Source organism: Pseudomonas sp. S3_A03 (assembly GCF_054668275.1).
Genome location: NZ_CP162753.1, coordinates 865,043 through 881,372 on the forward strand (window position 1 = coordinate 865,043; position 16,330 = coordinate 881,372).

A 16,330-nucleotide genomic window follows, 5' to 3' on the forward strand; every position below is an offset into this window, starting at 1 on the left:
AGTCTAGGCCAGGTATTTTTGAAATAACAAGCGATTATTCGTCGGCTGGCGGGTCCCGGTCTGACCAGTGGTTCGCCGAGGGCGATGCTTGAGCGGTTGGCGGGGTGCAAAAATTTTCGCTTATCATCCGCCCCTCGGCTCATGAGGTGAGGGATGGACACACCAGGACTGACTACCGACGCGGCAGGACGCAGCCATTGCACCTGGCGCACCTCGGCGCCCGAATACCCGCACTACCACGACCACGAGTGGGGCGTGCCGGTGGCGGACGATATCCAGCTGTACGAGAAGATTTGCCTGGAAGGTTTCCAGGCGGGCATGGCGTGGATCACCATCCTGCGCAAGCGCGAGCGTTTTCGACGTGCATTCGATGGCTTTGATTTTCGCCAGGTAGCGCAGTATGGCGAGGCGGATATCGAGCGGCTGATGCAAGACCCGGGCATTGTGCGCAATCGGGCGAAGATCGTGTCCGCCGTCAACAATGCGCGCCGTGCCTGTGAGTTGGTGGCTGAAACCGGCTCGCTGGCGCGGTGGTTGTGGGCGTTCGAACCCGCTGAGGATGAGCGCCCGGCGGTGGTGGACCTGGCTTATTGGGCGGCAAACCCGACGTCGCCGGCGTCGGTGCGGTTGTCGAAGGCCTTGAAGAAGCGCGGCTGGACTTATGTGGGGCCAACCACGATGTATGCGCTGATGCAGGCGATGGGGATGGTCAATGATCACTTGCAAGGCTGCGTGTGCCGGCCAGTCATTGAAGACCTGCGGCGCCAGTTCAAACGCCCGTGAGTCGGTGACTGAAGGCGGTTAAAACTGTGGGAGGGGGCTTGCTCCCGCATTTAGCCCCCACCCACATTTCTGAAAAAACCCCTAGCCAATCTGCTGGAGGATATCGCGCACCTTGTCCAGCGCCGGGTCGATATCGAGGGTCTCGATGGCCCCAAACCCGATGATCAAACCCTGGCGCACCGGCGCGTCCTGGAAGAACACATCCAGCGGGTACAAGCCGACGTCCACTTGGCGCGCCCGTTCTCTGAGCAGCGGGATATTCACCGGCACCTTGCACAAGGCCGCCATGTGGAACCCGGCCACGCTGGGCACCGCTTCGAACCACGGCGACAAATCGCCCGCCAGGCGTTGCAGGATGCGTTCGCGGCGCCCGGCATACACCGTGTGGCAGCGCCGGATGTGCTTGAGCAGGTAGCCCTCGCTGATGAACTTGGCCAGCGCCCACTGCGCCAGGGTAGAGCTGTGTTGGTCGGTCAATTGCTTGGCCTTGAGCACCGCGGGGTATATCGCCGGTGGCAGTACCAGGTAGCCCAGGCGCAACTCGGGCAGCAGGGTCTTGGAGAAAGTGCCCACGTATGCAACTGCGCCGCGCGTGTCCATGCTTTGCAGGGAGTCGGTGGGCCGGCCTTCGTAGCGAAATTCGCTGTCGTAATCGTCCTCAATGATGATCGCCCCCAGTTCGAACGCACGCGCCAGCAACGCTTCGCGGCGCGCCGGGCTCATGGGCATGCCGAGGGGGAACTGGTGGGACGGTGTCACGTAGATCAGCCGCGCGCCCTCGGGAATCTGCTCGACCCGGATGCCCTGGGCATCCACCGGCACGCTGGCAACGCGGGCGCCCATTGCCATGAACAACTGACGCGCCGGGCTGTAGCCGGGGTCTTCCATGGCGACGATGCTGCCCGGCTCAAGCACGACGCGGGCGAGCAGGTCCAATGCCTGCTGCGCGCCGTTGGTGACCACGATGTCGCTGTCGCGGCATTTGACTCCCCGGGAAAACGCGATATGCCCGGCAATCGCACTGCGCAGCGCCGGCAGGCCTTCGGGCTGGCTGTAGAAACCGCTGTTTTGCGCGATACGGCGCAGCGCGTCCTGGGTGCAGCGGCGCCATTCATCCTGGGGGAACTGGTGGCGGCTGGTGGCGCCGCCGATAAATTCGTAGCGCAAGATGCTGTCGCGGGTGGGGTGGCGCATGGGCGAGGGCAGTGCGGCCCATTTCGCCAGGTTATCGGCGCAGGCCAGGTCGGTGGCGGTTTGCACGCGACCAGGCTGCGGCGCCCACGCATTGACGAAGGTGCCGCGGCCGATCCTGCCAACCAGCAGGCCTTCGTAAGTCAAGGTGGCGTAGGTATCGGATACGGTTTTGCGCGAGATGCCCAATTGCTCGGCGAGCAGCCGGCTCGGCGGCAGTTGCGCGCCCGCACACAGTCGCCCGGTGGCGATGGCTTCGCGCAACTGTTGATAAAGCTGGGCAGCCAGGTCCTTGCGGCCGCTGATGACGATGTGCAATTCCATGTTTCATCCTGAGGCAGATCGATCTGCGCCAAGGTTACCCGCAAATCGATCTGAGCAAACCCAGGCGCTGTCAGGACAGGAAACCACCGTCCACATTCAGCGACACGCCGGTGGTGTAGCTGGACGCATCACTGGCCAGGAACAGCACCGCACCGGCCATCTCGCTTGGGTCGGCCACGCGCTTGAGCGGGATCTGCGCCAGGGCCATTTTCAGGATCGCGTCGTTCTTCACCAACGCCGAGGCGAACTTGGTATCGGTCAGGCCCGGCAGCAGGGCGTTGCAACGAATACCGAACTCGGCGCATTCCTTGGCGAACACCTTGGTCATGTTGATCACGGCGGCCTTGGTCACCGAGTAGATGCCCTGGAATACGCCCGGCGAGATGCCGTTGATTGAGGCCACGTTGATGATGCTGCCGCCGCCGTTCTCGCGCATCAGCTTGCCGGCTTCCACCGACATGAAGAAGTAGCCGCGGATGTTCACGTCGACGGTCTTCTGGAACGCACCCAGGTCGGTGTCCAGCACGTTGCAGAACTGCGGGTTGGTGGCGGCGTTGTTGACCAGGATATCCAGGCGGCCGAATTGCTCGCGGATGCCGGCGAACACTTGGCTGATCTGCTCCATTTCACCGATATGGCAGGCCACGGCCGTGGCCTTGCCGCCAGCGGCGATGATCGCGTCGGCGACGTGTTGGCAGCCTTCCAGCTTGCGGCTGGAGACGATCACATGGGCGCCTTGCTGGGCCAGCAACTTGGCGATGGCCTCACCGATGCCACGGCTGGCGCCGGACACGAATGCAATTTTGCCGTCGAGATCGAACAAGTGAGTCTTGGACATGGGAATTCCTTAAAGGGCTGATTTACCGATAACGTTCAGGCTCATCTGCTCCAGCAGCTTGTTCATCTGAATGAACTGCGCAAAGCGTTTGTCCTGGGTCTGGCCATGGAAGAAGCGGTAGTAGATCTGCTGCACGATGCCCGCCAGGCGGAACAGGCCGTAGGTGTAGTAGAAGTCGAAGTTGTCGACCCGGATGCCCGAGCGTTCGGCGTAATAGTCGACAAATTCGCGGCGGGTGAGCATGCCGGGGGCGTTGCTCGGTTGGCGACGCATCAGTTGCACCGGCGCGGGGTCCGCTGCCTCGATCCAGTAGGCGAGGGTGTTACCCAGGTCCATCAGCGGATCGCCGAGGGTGGTGAGTTCCCAGTCCAGTACGCCGATGATCTGCATCGGGTTGTGCGGGTCGAGGATCACGTTGTCGAAGCGGTAGTCGTTGTGCACGATGCTGGAGGTGGGGTGATCGGCCGGCATCTTGTCGTGGAGCCAGGCGCGTACCGCCTCCCATTTCGGCGCGTCGGGGGTCAGGGCTTTTTCATAGCGCTCGCTCCAGCCACGGATCTGGCGCGCCACGTAGCCCTCGGGCTTGCCCAGGTCGGCTAGGCCGCAGGCGCTGTAGTCGACCCGATGCAGTTCGACGAATTTGTCGATAAAGCTCTTGCACAGCGCCTCGGTCCTGGTGGCATCAAGTCCCAGTTCGGCCGGGAGGTCGGAGCGCAGGATGATGCCATTGACGCGCTCCATCACATAAAACTCGGCGCCGATCACCGACTCGTCGGTGCAGTGCACATAGGCTTTGGGGCAATACGGGAAGCCATCTTTGAGCTGGTTGAGAATGCGGTATTCGCGGCCCATGTCGTGGGCGGACTTGGCCTTGTGGCCGAAGGGCGGGCGGCGCAGCACGAATTCCTGGCCGGGGTATTCCAGCAGGTAAGTCAGGTTGGACGCGCCGCCAGGGAATTGGCTGATGGTCGGCGTGCCGCTCAGGCCGGGGATATGGGCCTTGAGGTAGGGATCGATCAGGCTGGCAGCCAGTTCTTCACCGGGTCGAATCTGGGTCGATTGGTCGTTCAGCGCCATGCTTATCCCTTCTGCTTATTTTTAAGGCCTTGGACTATTGGCTAATCTAATGCGCACAACCGCCCACCGACAAGGTCGGGGCGGCTTAATAGGTTAGCGTGTTAAATGATGATCAGCGTGCCTGATCGGTCATTTTGCGGGCGGGGGCAGGGTGACCGGCGTAAGCACCGCGCGACCGGCGAAGAACTCCACCAGGTTGTCGGCCACGCGCTGCACGGTGTCATGGGCGGCTTCGGGCGACAGCCCGGCAACGTGCGAGGTGAGTACGGTGTTGGGGAGGCGCTTGAGGGCGTCGGGCACCTTCGGCTCGTCGTCGAACACATCCAGTGCGGCGCCACCGATGCGGCGTTGCTCAAGGGCGGTGATCAGGTCGGCGGTGACCACGACGCTGCCACGGCCGATATTGACCAGGTAACCGTTCGGTCCCAGCGCGTCGAGGGCGTTGCGATCAATCAGGTGGCGCGTGCCGGCGCCGCCGGGCGTGGCCAGGATCAGGAAGTCCGAGGTGCGTGCCAGTTCCACGGCGGTGGCGCAGTAGGTGTAGTCCACGTCATCGCGTGGCTGGCGGTTGTGATAACTCACCTGCATGCCGAACCCGAGGGCCGCGCGCTTGGCGATCTCCAGGCCCACGGCGCCCAAGCCCAGAATGCCCAGTTGCTTGCCGCCCAGGGACGGGCGCATCACTTTGGGCCATTCGCTGCGCCGTACGGCTGCGTCGGTCTGCGGGATACCACGTACCAGCGCCAGCAACAGCGCCATCGCGTGGTCCGCCACCGATGGCGCGTTCACTCCGGCACCGTTGGTGACCACGATCCCGCGATTGCTGGCGGCCTGCAGGTCTACGTGTTCATACCCGGCACCGATCACGCAGATGATCTCCAGCAGCGGCAGCGCGGCGATTTCCTCGGCGTATAAACCCAGGGGGCCGCGGGTCAGCACGGCCTTGATCTGGCCGCCGTGGGCCTTGATGGCCTGGGCGCGTTCGGCGGGCGTCGGTGCCAGGATCACATGAAAGTCATTGCTCTCGATGATCGGCAGGTAGTCGTTGATGGTTTCAACCAGGACCAGGACGGTAGGGGTCATCGGACGGATCTTCCTTGGGGTTGGAGGAGAGAGTATGCGGGATGTGTAGGCTGAATCGTTTAGTTGGGGTGGAAAATTTCCACCCCGCCCAGTTCATCGGAACGCTACGTTCGCCGCCCTTACTCGCTTCACAAACGCGCCGGCCAACGTGGCGTTGTGATGCTCGACAATCGCCTCTGCCTTCAGCGTCGGCGTGTCCATGCAAGTGTGGGCATCTTCGGCAAGGACCACCGAAAAGCCCAGCTCTACCGCTACGCGGCACGTGGTGTCGATGCAGAACTGGGTTTTCATGCCTGCGATCACCAGCTCCTTCACGTTTGCGGTGTGAAGTTGCCGTGCCAGATCGGTGCCCAGGAAGCAGCCGGGGCGGGTTTTATTGAACAGGTGGTCGCGGGCTGCATCAACGTCCAGTTCGTGCCACAGCTGCCACGGCCGGCTGCCGGCCTCAAGCGGTGACCCGACAGGGCCGGTATGGCGCGCCACGAAGATCGGCGCGGCGGCTGCACGGGCACGCTGGATCAAGCCGTTGATGGCGCCCAGCACGCGTTCGCGTTCGAAGGGTTTGTCCGGGCCATCGTACAAGCCGGTTTGCATGTCGATGATAAGCAGGGCGTCAGCCATGGTGTTGCTCCTTGCGAAGGCCAGGTGGACGGAGCAATAAAAAGGCCCCGTCCATTGCTGGCGGGGCCTTGGGGTGTATCCGTGAAGTGTTTAGCTCAAGCACCCACAGCCACCGCGAGACCCGCCATAAGCGGTCGTGGTGGTGGTACGGGTGAGGTTCAACTGAATAGGCATCATGGGCCGATCATGCGGGCGCGCAGAAGTGACTGTCAACAGCAGTAAGGGCATTTCCTACGGGCTACGGCGACGCTTTCCAGTGTCACGCATGGCTTATTCCGACATCTGCACCGGCTAACCGTTCCTCAGCTAAGTCTTTGCTTATTCACGAGAATCCCGGACAATCCGGCCCCTTCTATGGTCGGGGCGCTGCCTGTCAGGTTTTTCTGACTCGTCCCGGCCGTGTAAATGCGGAGATCCGACCGGATGAATGATCAGGCCAATAGCGTCGACGAACGCTATGCAACGACACCTGCAACCCTTTCGAGCTGGAGCCGCCAGGACACCACCTGGATGCTCGGCCTGTTCGGCACCGCCATCGGCGCCGGTACCTTGTTTCTGCCGATCAACGCTGGCCTGGGGGGCTTCTGGCCACTGGTGATCCTGGCGCTGCTGGCGTTCCCGATGACGTTCTTTGCCCACCGTGGCCTGACCCGTTTCGTGCTGTCGGGCCGCGAAGGTTCCGACATTACCGACGTGGTAGAGGAGCACTTTGGCATCAAGGCCGGTGCATTGATCACCTTGCTGTACTTCTTCGCCATTTTCCCGATTCTGCTGATCTACAGCGTGGCGTTGACCAACACGGTCAGTAGCTTCATGGAGCACCAGTTGCACATCCTGCCGCCGCCACGGGCGATCCTGTCGTTCGTGCTGATCCTCGGCCTGCTGGCCGTGGTGCGGTGCGGTGAGCAGGTGATCGTCAAGGCCATGAGCCTGATGGTGTACCCGTTTATCGTTGCGCTGTTGTTCCTGGCGGTTTACCTGGTGCCGCATTGGAACGGCGGCATCCTCAGCACGGCCAGTGTCGTGCCGGCGCCCTCGGCCTTGCTCAATACGCTGTGGCTGGCGATTCCGGTGATGGTGTTTTCGTTCAACCATTCGCCGATCATCTCCGCCTTTGCGGTCGACCAGAAGCGCCAGTACGGTGCCCACGCCGATGAGCGCAGCTCGCAGATCCTGTCCCGCGCGCACCTGCTGATGGTGGTGATGGTGCTGTTCTTCGTGTTCAGTTGCGTGCTGACCCTGTCGCCCGCGCAACTGGCCGAAGCGAAGGCGCAGAACCTGTCGATCCTGTCGTACCTGGCCAACCACTTCAACAACCCGACCATCGCATTTGCTGCGCCGTTGATCGCGTTCGTGGCGATTGCCAAGTCGTTCCTGGGCCACTACATCGGTGCCAGCGAAGGCCTCAAGGGCCTGGTGCTCAAGAGCGGCCGTCGCCCCGCACCGAAGGCGTTGGACCGCATGACCGCTGCCTTCATGCTCGTGGTGTGCTGGATTGTCGCCACGTTGAACCCGAGCATCCTGGGGATGATCGAGACCCTGGGCGGGCCGATTATCGCTTCGATCCTGTTCCTGATGCCGATGTACGCCATCCGGAAAGTGCCGGCCATGGCCAAGTACCGTGGGCAAGCGTCCAATGTGTTTGTCACGGCGGTAGGGTTGGTGGCGATTACGGCGTTGGTGTATTCGTTTATGGCTTGAAGTCTGAGACAGTTCTCAAGGACTGTTCAGGTCCAAATGTGGAGGGGGCTTGCTCCCGATAGCGGTGTATCAGTCACATATGAATGACTGAATCACCGCCATCGGGAGCAAGCCCCCTCCCACATTTGCCTTTCAGTGTTGTGAACACCGTATTCCGGGCATAAAAAACGCCGCGTACCTTGCGATACGCGGCGTTTTTTTACATCAACACCTTAGGGCTTGAATCACCGGGATATTGGCGCTTGCTGCGATCTTGCGGAACTCGGCGATCTGGTCGAAGTTCAGGTAGCGGTAGACGTCACTGGCCATGGTGTCCAGTTTCGCTGCGTAGCCCATGTACTCTTCGACAGTCGGCAAGCGACCCAGGGTAGACGCCACTGCCGCCAGCTCAGCCGAGGCCAGGTAGACGTTCGCGCCGTCACCCAGGCGGTTCGGGAAGTTACGGGTCGATGTCGACACCACGGTCGAATTCGGCTCAACACGTGCCTGGTTACCCATGCACAGCGAGCAGCCCGGCATTTCCATGCGCGCGCCGGCCTTGCCGTAGATGCCGTAGTAGCCTTCTTCGGTCAATTGGTGAGCGTCCATCTTGGTCGGCGGCGACAGCCACAGACGGGTTGGCAGCTGCCCCTTGACCTGTTCCAGCAACTTGCCGGCAGCGCGGAAGTGACCGATGTTGGTCATGCACGAGCCGATGAACACTTCGTCGATCTTCTCGCCGGCAACGCTGGACAGCAGACGAGCGTCGTCCGGGTCGTTTGGTGCGCAGAGGATCGGCTCGTTGATTTCCGACAGGTCGATCTCGATGATTTCGGCGTATTCGGCGTCGGCATCGGCTTCCATCAGCTCAGGGTTGGCCACCCAGGCTTCGATCGCTTGGGCGCGACGTTCCAGGGTGCGTGCATCGCCGTAGCCTTCACCGATCATCCAGCGCAGCAGGGTGATGTTGGAGTTCAGGTACTCGGTGACGGACTCTTTGGACAGCTTGATGGTGCAACCGGCAGCCGAACGTTCGGCCGAGGCGTCGGACAGCTCGAAAGCCTGTTCCAGCGTCAGGTCGTTCAGGCCTTCGATTTCCAGGATGCGGCCGGAGAAGGCGTTTTTCTTGCCTTTTTCTCTACGGTCAGCAGGCCCGATTGGATCGCGTAGTAAGGAATCGCATGAACCAGGTCACGCAGGGTGATGCCAGGTTTCATCTTGCCTTTGAAGCGAACCAGGATCGATTCCGGCATGTCCAGTGGCATCACGCCAGTGGCTGCGGCAAACGCGACCAGACCGGAACCGGCCGGGAACGAGATGCCCATCGGGAAGCGGGTGTGGGAGTCACCACCGGTGCCGACGGTGTCCGGCAGCAGCATGCGGTTCAGCCAGCTGTGGATGATGCCGTCGCCTGGACGCAGCGATACACCGCCACGGGTCATGATGAAGTCAGGCAGGGTGTGGTGGGTGGTTACGTCGATCGGCTTTGGATAGGCCGCGGTGTGGCAGAAGGACTGCATCACCAGATCGGTCGAGAAGCCCAGGCACGCCAGGTCTTTGAGTTCATCACGGGTCATGGGACCTGTGGTGTCCTGGGAACCCACGGTGGTCATCTTCGGTTCGCAGTAAGTACCTGGGCGAACGCCTTTGCCTTCCGGCAGACCGCAGGCCTTGCCGACCATTTTCTGCGCCAGGGTGAAGCCTTTGCCGGTGTCGACAGGCGCTTCAGGCAGCTTGAACAGGTCGGTAGGGCCAAGGCCCAGCTCAGCGCGAGCCTTGTCGGTCAGGCCACGGCCGATGATCAGCGGGATACGGCCGCCGGCGCGGACTTCGTCCAGCAGCACCGGCGTCTTCATTTCGAAGGTGGTCAGGACTTCATCGGTGCCGTGTTTGCAGACTTTGCCAGCATGTGGGTACAGGTCGATCACGTCGCCCATGTTCATGTTGGTCACGTCGAATTCGATCGGCAGAGCGCCCGCATCTTCCATGGTGTTGTAGAAGATCGGAGCGATTTTGCTGCCGAAGCAGAAGCCGCCGGCACGCTTGTTCGGCACGTAAGGCACGTCGTCGCCGAAGAACCACAGTACCGAGTTGGTCGCCGATTTACGCGACGAACCCGTACCGACCACGTCACCGACGTAGGCGATCGGGAAGCCTTGGCCACGCATTTCTTCGATCTGCTTCATCGGGCCGGTCTTGCCTTGCTCGTCCGGCACGATGCCTTCGCGCGCCATTTTCAGCATGGCGAGGGCGTGCAGCGGGATGTCAGGGCGGGACCAGGCGTCCGGGGCAGGGGACAGGTCGTCGGTGTTGGTTTCGCCGGTGACCTTGAACACGCGCAGGCTGATCTTGTCGGCCAGGGTAGGGCGGTTGCGGAACCACTCGCCGTCAGCCCAGGACTGGATCACGGCTTTGGCGTGTGCGTTGCCGTTGCGGGCTTTTTCAGCCACGTCGTGGAACGCATCGAACATCAGCAGGGTGTGCTTGAGTTGGGCGGCGGCGACAGGCGCAAGCGTGGCGTCGTCCAGCAGCTCGACCAGGGTCACGATGTTGTAGCCGCCTTGCATGGTGCCAAGCAGTTCAACGGCGCGTTTCTTGTCGATCAGGGGGGAAGTGGCTTCGCCCTTGGCCAGGGCAGACAGGAAACCGGCCTTGACGTAGGCAGCTTCGTCAACACCTGGTGGAATGCGGTTGGTAATCAGGTCAACGAGGAATTCTTCTTCGCCAGCCGGAGGATTTTTCAGCAGCTCGACCAGGCCTGCGGTTTGTTCGGCGTTAAGCGGCTGGGGAACGATACCCAGGGCTGCGCGCTCTTCGATATGTTTGCGGTAGGCTTCAAGCACAGTTATTACCCTCATCAGTGGTCCCACGGGACGCTCATCCAGAAATGAACGGCACGCATGCGCTCGGGGGCTTTTTTGGGCCGCAAAGCCAGCGCTGCCGGCATTCCTTACAGAAGCTGCTTTCAAAGTTTTACGCCTGCAGAACGGAGCTGATGAGGGTTGGCGTTGGCTATTGACCTACCGGGTAATAACCATCGCCAACACCGTTCTGAAGGAACGACTGTGCTCGTGACGCTTTGAAAACAGCTTCCAGCGGATTATTGGCGCCTTACAAGGCCGGGTGATTCTACGGCAAAAAATTTCTAAAGGTAAGTTGCCACGGCAAGTTTGCTGGGTGATCAACCTTAGACAAAGGGCTAACATGGCGCACTGTTTCGCTGATTTGCGTGTCGTTGCCCTATGCCCAACCAAACCATCAAGACCCCCTGCGTCGGCCTGTGCTCCACGGTTTACGGCGATCTGGTGTGCCGCGGCTGCAAGCGCTTCCACCACGAAGTGATCCAGTGGAACGGCTATGACGAAGAAGAAAAGCGCGCAGTATGGCTGCGCCTGGAGCAACTGCTGGTGCAGGTCATGGCCGGCAAAGTGGAAATTTTTGACCCCGGCACCCTGCGTGGCCAATTGGAGCAGCGCAAGATCCGCTTCGTGCCGCACCAGTCGCCTTACTGCTGGGCCTACCAACTGATCGCTCGGGGCGCGCGGGTGATTTCCAATCTGCAAGCCTATGGCATGGTGCTGTTGCCGGAGTTTCGCGACTGGCCCTTGCCGGACTTGCGCGATGCCATCGACCGCGAGTTTTTTATCCTGTCCGAGGCGCATTACCAGCGCTATATCGCGCCCGGTTTCCTGAGAGATGCGCTCGCCGACTGACAACACAAGTCCAGAATGTGGGGGCTTGCTCCCACCTATTGATCTTCATTGTTTTGGAGATCAGCGTCAGGGCTCGGTTGCGAGCTCCTGCAGGTGATCCATCAGCGTCTGCGGTTTGAGCACCAGTACGTCGCTTTCCACGGCATCGAGGATCACTTCCGCCGTATTGCCGATGAGCGCGCCGGAAAGCCCTTGCGCGCCACGGTGCCGATGATGGTGACGGCTGCCTGGTATTTGTGCGCTGCAAAAGGAATCAACACATCCGCCGGGCCTTCTTCGATATGCAAGTGGCTGTCATCCACGTCGAACTCGGCTTGGAATGCCTTGCATTGCTCGCGATAGCGCGCCTCGATGGTTTCTTTAAGCTGAAACGTCGGGTCCGCGGCCGACAGCATCGGCGACGGATGGGCACTGATCACATGTAACTGCGCCTTGGCGAGGCTGGCGATGTCAAAACCGTGATCAATGATCGAGTTATGCAGCGACCGATGCTCGCCGTCGGTATTGCCCACGTCAATCGCCGCCAGGATCACGCGGCCCGCCCAGGGCGTGGCGGTCTTGACCAGCAGCACCGCCGTCGGGCAATAACGCAACAGCTTCCAATCCGCCGGGGTCAGCAGTGCTTTTTTCAACGGGCTGTCGGGGAAGTGCTGCTTGATCACCAGGCCACAGCCTTCGGCCTGCTGCACGTCGATGATGGTTTCATGCAGGCTGTCGTTCCACGCCTGTTCGGTGGTGACGCTGTAGCCGGCCTCCTGCAAGCCGGCCTTGAGCAGGCTCAACAGCGCCGAATGCTCATGCTTTTTGTCGCAGACCAGCAAATGCAGGTGTGCATCGGTCACCCCGGCGATCAGCTTGGCGCGCTTGAGGGCCAGGCTTTCCGAATGCTCGGGCTCGATGACCACCAGGATGCTGCGGATGGCTTGCATGGTCGGGATCTCCAAAAGGGGCGGGCGTTGGAATAACTATAGTTGCCTGGCGCGGCACGTCATGTTGATGCACATCAAGGCCAGTGGCTGGTGGTCTTCGGCGTGGTCGGTATAATCGCCGACCTTTTGTGATCCTTTTGCCCGTGAGCCCGATGAACCTGCCAGACATCCACGAATTCCTCGGTTGCCGCACCCCCGACGCTTGGGTCCAGGCGGCGCTGGCCGACCAGGAAACGCTGCTGATCGACCATAAGAATTGCGAATTCAAGGCCGCCAGCACGGCGCTGAGCCTGATCGCCAAGTACCACGGCCATGTCGACCTGATCAATATGATGTCGCGCCTGGCCCGTGAAGAACTGGTGCACCACGAGCAGGTCATGCGCCTGATGAAAAAGCGCAAGATTGAGCTGCGCCAACTGCACGCCAGCCGTTATGCCTCGGGTTTGCGCAAAGTGGTGCGCAGCCATGAGCCGGTGAAGCTGGTGGATACCCTGGTGGTCGGCGCCTTTATCGAAGCGCGCAGTTGCGAGCGTTTCGAAGCGCTGGTGCCGCATTTGGACGAAGAACTCGGCAAGTTCTACTTCGGCCTGCTGAAAAGCGAGGCGCGGCACTTCCAGGGTTACCTGAAGCTGGCCTACCAGTACCGGCGACGCCAAGGACGTCGCGCAGGTGATCGAGCGGGTGAGGGCGGCCGAGCAGGAACTGATCGAGTCACCCGACATCGAGTTCCGCTTTCACAGTGGCGTGCCAGCCTGAGGCCACCGCCACGCCGATCAAGAGGGTGATCGCTGTGAGCAGCAGCATCACCGTTTGCGCGCCCAGCGGTGCGGCCAGCACGGCAACCATCAAGCCCGCCAGCGGTTGCGGCAGGTTGTTGAGCAGGGTGATCACGCCTACCGTCTTGCCGAAGTCCTGCACCGGAATCACCCGCTGGCGTGTGCTGCGCAGGTACACGTTGAACATTTTGTCGAAACCGCTGACCAGCAGGAAACCCAGCGCATAGCCCCACACATTGGAGCTGATCGCCATAATCAATGCCCCGGCGGCAATCATCGAATACGACAACCCGCCCATGGTCTTCAAGCCTAATGATGAGCGCGCCAGGTAAAACAGAATCACGAGGGTAACCATCGCCCCCGCGCCTTGCAGCAGGGCGTAGGCATCCTTGCTGGCCGCGTATTGGCCCGTGACCATTGCCGCCGAAGTGGCCAGCGTCACGCCGATCAACAGGTTCACACCGATGGCCAGGGTAATGACCCGCTTGAGCTCCACCAGGCTACGAATATGCCCCCAGGCGATGCGCAGCGGTTGCAGCCCGATATCATGTTGCTGGGCGTGGCGTTGCAGGTTCACCGTGGTGTGGCGTTGCCAGGTCAGCATGGCCAGGTCCGCCAGCCCAAACAGCCCACCGATGCCCAGCACCACCCACTGCCAGGCCCACACCTCAAGCAACAGCGCCGCGACCAGCGGGCCGAGCACCAGGCCGCTCTGGTCGGCGATTTGGGAATAGGACAAGGTCTTGGCATAGGTGTAGTGCTTGAAGATATGCGGCATCAGCACTTCCCGCGCCATGATGCCCTGGGTGGTCAACACCCCGCACAGTGCCGACAGCATCACCAGCCAGTAAATACCTTCGAACATCCCGTACAGTGCCACCGCCACACCACAGGCCACGGCGCGGTAAACCTGGCTGATATGCAGAATACGCACCGGCGAAAACCTGTCGCACAACGCCCCGCACACGGGAAACGCCAGGTAGCGCGGCAGTGACTCGACAAAAAATGCCAGCCCGGCCCACGACACACTGCGGGTGCTCTGGAACACCATCAGCGGCACGATGAACAGCAGAATCTGATCGGCCAGCCGTGACAGAAACAGCGAGACAAAGAACGCCAGGTAATCCTTGCGCATACAACTCCCTGTGAATGGCGTTAAAAATTGCAGGCTATTTGTTAAAAACTCTTAAAAGGATGAAGCTTCATCGGGCGCTGCTGGCCAGTTGATTCAGTTGCGCAGCTTGCCACCTATAATGCCGCCTCTTCAATCGGCGTTTGCACACTGAGAACTTATGGAAAACCTGGGTCTGGGCAAGGTCTTGCTCGTTGAGGACGATGAGAAGCTGGCAGGGCTGGTCGCGCATTTTCTGGCGCAGCATGGTTTCGAGGTGCGGGTGGTGCACCGGGGCGACGAGGCGTTGGCCGCGTTCCTCGATTTCAAGCCCAAGATTGTCGTGCTCGACCTGATGCTGCCCGGCCAGAGCGGTTTGCACGTCTGCCGTGGGATTCGCGCGGTGTCCGACACGCCTATCGTGATCCTCACCGCCAAGGAAGATGACCTGGACCACATCCTCGGCCTGGAGTCCGGCGCCGATGACTATGTGATCAAACCGATCAAGCCGCCGGTGCTGCTGGCACGCCTGCGTGCGCTGCAACGCCGCCAGGCGCCGGAGCCAACGGTGCGCGGTGCGGTGGAATTCGGCCGGTTGACGATCGACCGCAGTTGCCGGGTGGTCAGCCTGGGGAACGACAACATCGACCTGACCACCATGGAGTTCGAACTGCTGTGGCTGCTGGCCAGTAACGCGGGCACCATCCTGTCCCGCGATGACATTCTTAACCGCATGCGGGGCATCGCGTTTGACGGCCTCAACCGCAGCGTCGACGTGTACATCAGCAAGCTACGCGGCAAACTCAACGACAACCCGCGCGAGCCGGTGTGCATCAAGACGATCTGGGGCAAGGGCTACCTGTTCAATCCGTTTGCGTGGGAGGTTTAGATGCTGCGCCTGTTTCTGCGCCTGTATGTGATTCTGGCTTTCGGCCTGGCGGGGGCGATCTGGTTGGTCAATTACACCTTCGACGAACTGCTGCCCGAAGCCAACGAAACCTATAACCGCGAAGCCATGCGTGGCCCCGCCTATGGTTTGGTGGAGCAATTGCGCCCGGTGCTTGGCGATGCGCGCCAGGCCCGCCTGGCCGACCTGCAAGCCCATTACGGGCTGCGCCTGAAACTGGTGCCCAAAGACAGCCTTAGCCTCACAGCCCGCGAACAGGCGCTGCTCAACGACGGCCTGCTGGTGGTGCGCGGCGACTTCATGGAGTTTCTGGCGACTATCGATGGCGGCCCGCAGTTGCTGGAAATCAAGCTGCCGGAAGAGCCGAAGTGGCTGTACCTGTGGGCCTATGGGTTTCTCGGAGTGTGCCTGGCGATCGTGCTGTATTTTTGGGTACGCCCGCATTGGCGCGACCTGGAGCATATCCGCCTGGCCGCCCAGCGTTTCGGCGACAACGACCTGGGGTCACGCATCCTGCTGCCGCGCCGTTCCACGGTGCGTGAGCTGGCCGGGCACTTCAACCAGATGGCGGAACGCATCGAAAGCCTGATTGCCAACCAGCGCGAACTGACCAACGCGGTATCCCACGAATTGCGCACGCCGATTGCGCGCTTGTCGTTCGAGCTTGATCAGCTCAAGCAACAGGCCGATCCGCGCCAGCGCGGCGAACTGATCGCTGATATGTATTCCGACCTGGGTGAGCTGGAAGAAATGGTCTCCGAGCTGCTCACTTACGCCAGCCTGGAGCGCGGCGCGACCCAGGTCACTCGCGAACGCATCGAAGCCCATAGCTGGCTCGACAGCGTGATCGGCAGCGTGGCCCTGGAGGCTGAGGCGGCGGGTATTCAGTTGTCGTTGCGCACCTGCGAGGTGGACGTGATCGAGATCGAACCGCGCTTTATGGCGCGGGCGGTGATCAACCTGCTGCGCAATGCCATCCGTTACGCCGAGCGCCGCGTGGAGGTGTCGCTGATCACATTCGGCAGCGGCTATGAAGTGCGGGTGTGCGACGACGGTCCTGGCGTGCCCGAAGAGGGCCGGGCGAAAATCTTCCAGCCCTTTATGCGCCTGGATGCCAGCCGCGACCGCCGTACCGGCGGCTTCGGCCTCGGCCTGGCGCTGGTGCAGCGGGTGTCGCAGTGGCATGGCGGGCAGGTGCATGTGTTGGATTCGGAATGGGGCGGGGCCTCGTTTCGAATGACCTGGGCCTATGCTGAACAACATGTCTAAAGCCGCGGACGATCGGAACGTGTAGCCC

11 protein-coding genes and 3 pseudogenes are annotated in these 16,330 nt (G+C 61.4%); 6 read left to right on the forward strand and 8 right to left on the reverse strand.

What is annotated here, in order from left to right:
• The first annotated feature begins 153 nt into the window (after nt 1-153).
• Nucleotides 154-783, forward strand: a complete 630-nt coding sequence (locus AB4O25_RS03700) for a DNA-3-methyladenine glycosylase I (RefSeq protein WP_460150507.1) — start codon at nt 154-156, stop codon at nt 781-783.
• Between the two features lie 81 nt (nt 784-864).
• Here the strand turns inward: AB4O25_RS03700 and pdxR are convergent, their stop codons facing one another.
• The 5 genes from pdxR to AB4O25_RS03725 all read right to left on the reverse strand — a co-directional run bounded on the left by pdxR (nt 865) and on the right by AB4O25_RS03725 (nt 5,917).
• The gene (gene pdxR / locus AB4O25_RS03705) at nt 865-2,298 is read right to left on the reverse strand and encodes a MocR-like pyridoxine biosynthesis transcription factor PdxR (protein WP_460150509.1); all 1,434 of its coding nucleotides are present in this window, start codon (nt 2,296-2,298) and stop codon (nt 865-867) included.
• A gap of 70 nt (nt 2,299-2,368) precedes the next feature.
• The gene (locus AB4O25_RS03710; RefSeq protein WP_017527922.1) at nt 2,369-3,136 is read right to left on the reverse strand and encodes an SDR family oxidoreductase; all 768 of its coding nucleotides are present in this window, start codon (nt 3,134-3,136) and stop codon (nt 2,369-2,371) included.
• A gap of 9 nt (nt 3,137-3,145) precedes the next feature.
• Entirely contained in the window at nt 3,146-4,213 is a 1,068-nt protein-coding gene (locus AB4O25_RS03715; protein WP_460150511.1) for a phosphotransferase family protein, read from the reverse strand.
• A gap of 129 nt (nt 4,214-4,342) precedes the next feature.
• Complete coding sequence (locus AB4O25_RS03720; protein WP_017527920.1) at nt 4,343-5,296, reverse strand: 2-hydroxyacid dehydrogenase; 954 nt, start codon at nt 5,294-5,296, stop codon at nt 4,343-4,345.
• A gap of 93 nt (nt 5,297-5,389) precedes the next feature.
• Complete coding sequence (locus AB4O25_RS03725) at nt 5,390-5,917, reverse strand: cysteine hydrolase family protein (RefSeq protein ID WP_135196553.1); 528 nt, start codon at nt 5,915-5,917, stop codon at nt 5,390-5,392.
• A 423-nt stretch (nt 5,918-6,340) separates the two neighbouring features.
• On the opposite strand from AB4O25_RS03725, the gene AB4O25_RS03730 reads away from it, so the two are divergent.
• On the forward strand, nt 6,341-7,618 hold the full coding sequence (locus AB4O25_RS03730) for a serine/threonine transporter (protein WP_017527918.1): 1,278 nt from the start codon (nt 6,341-6,343) through the stop codon (nt 7,616-7,618).
• Between the two features lie 204 nt (nt 7,619-7,822).
• Here AB4O25_RS03730 and acnB read toward each other — a convergent pair.
• A pseudogene (acnB, locus tag AB4O25_RS03735) lies at nt 7,823-10,440 on the reverse strand (bifunctional aconitate hydratase 2/2-methylisocitrate dehydratase).
• Between the two features lie 399 nt (nt 10,441-10,839).
• Here acnB and AB4O25_RS03740 point away from each other — a divergent pair.
• Nucleotides 10,840-11,310 (forward strand): DUF1289 domain-containing protein, encoded by a 471-nt coding sequence (locus AB4O25_RS03740; protein WP_017527916.1) that lies wholly within the window; start codon nt 10,840-10,842, stop codon nt 11,308-11,310.
• Between the two features lie 66 nt (nt 11,311-11,376).
• On the opposite strand, the pseudogene AB4O25_RS03745 reads toward AB4O25_RS03740, so the two are convergent.
• A pseudogene (locus AB4O25_RS03745) lies at nt 11,377-12,239 on the reverse strand (universal stress protein).
• 152 nt (nt 12,240-12,391) lie between these two features.
• Between AB4O25_RS03745 and AB4O25_RS03750 the strand changes: the two are divergent.
• Nucleotides 12,392-12,995 (forward strand): annotated as a pseudogene (locus AB4O25_RS03750) (MiaE family protein).
• On the opposite strand, the gene AB4O25_RS03755 reads toward AB4O25_RS03750, so the two are convergent.
• Complete coding sequence (locus tag AB4O25_RS03755; protein ID WP_017527913.1) at nt 12,951-14,150, reverse strand: MFS transporter; 1,200 nt, start codon at nt 14,148-14,150, stop codon at nt 12,951-12,953. The pseudogene AB4O25_RS03750 and the gene AB4O25_RS03755 overlap by 45 nt on opposite strands.
• A gap of 157 nt (nt 14,151-14,307) precedes the next feature.
• Here AB4O25_RS03755 and AB4O25_RS03760 point away from each other — a divergent pair, with 157 nt between their 5' ends.
• Together AB4O25_RS03760 and AB4O25_RS03765 are read left to right on the forward strand one after the other, a co-directional pair.
• Complete coding sequence (locus tag AB4O25_RS03760) at nt 14,308-15,015, forward strand: winged helix-turn-helix domain-containing protein (protein ID WP_017527912.1); 708 nt, start codon at nt 14,308-14,310, stop codon at nt 15,013-15,015.
• Nucleotides 15,016-16,302 carry an ATP-binding protein gene (locus AB4O25_RS03765; RefSeq protein WP_460150514.1) on the forward strand — a complete coding sequence of 429 codons (1,287 nt, stop codon included), beginning with the start codon at nt 15,016-15,018 and terminating at the stop codon, nt 16,300-16,302.
• The last annotated feature ends 28 nt before the right edge of the window (nt 16,303-16,330 follow it).

Excerpts from the sequence above, each read along its gene's own strand:
- AB4O25_RS03730 (WP_017527918.1), top strand. The coding sequence starts at position 6,341 with ATGAATGATCAGGCCAATAGCGTCGACGAACGCTATGCAACGACACCT.
- AB4O25_RS03720 (WP_017527920.1), bottom strand. The coding sequence starts at position 5,296 with ATGACCCCTACCGTCCTGGTCCTGGTTGAAACCATCAACGACTACCTG.
- AB4O25_RS03755 (WP_017527913.1), bottom strand. The coding sequence starts at position 14,150 with ATGCGCAAGGATTACCTGGCGTTCTTTGTCTCGCTGTTTCTGTCACGG.
- AB4O25_RS03710 (WP_017527922.1), bottom strand. The coding sequence starts at position 3,136 with ATGTCCAAGACTCACTTGTTCGATCTCGACGGCAAAATTGCATTCGTG.
- AB4O25_RS03760 (WP_017527912.1), top strand. The coding sequence starts at position 14,308 with ATGGAAAACCTGGGTCTGGGCAAGGTCTTGCTCGTTGAGGACGATGAG.
- AB4O25_RS03715 (WP_460150511.1), bottom strand. The coding sequence starts at position 4,213 with ATGGCGCTGAACGACCAATCGACCCAGATTCGACCCGGTGAAGAACTG.
- pdxR (WP_460150509.1), bottom strand. The coding sequence starts at position 2,298 with ATGGAATTGCACATCGTCATCAGCGGCCGCAAGGACCTGGCTGCCCAG.
- AB4O25_RS03725 (WP_135196553.1), bottom strand. The coding sequence starts at position 5,917 with ATGGCTGACGCCCTGCTTATCATCGACATGCAAACCGGCTTGTACGAT.
- AB4O25_RS03740 (WP_017527916.1), top strand. The coding sequence starts at position 10,840 with ATGCCCAACCAAACCATCAAGACCCCCTGCGTCGGCCTGTGCTCCACG.
- AB4O25_RS03700 (WP_460150507.1), top strand. The coding sequence starts at position 154 with ATGGACACACCAGGACTGACTACCGACGCGGCAGGACGCAGCCATTGC.
- AB4O25_RS03765 (WP_460150514.1), top strand. The coding sequence starts at position 15,016 with ATGCTGCGCCTGTTTCTGCGCCTGTATGTGATTCTGGCTTTCGGCCTG.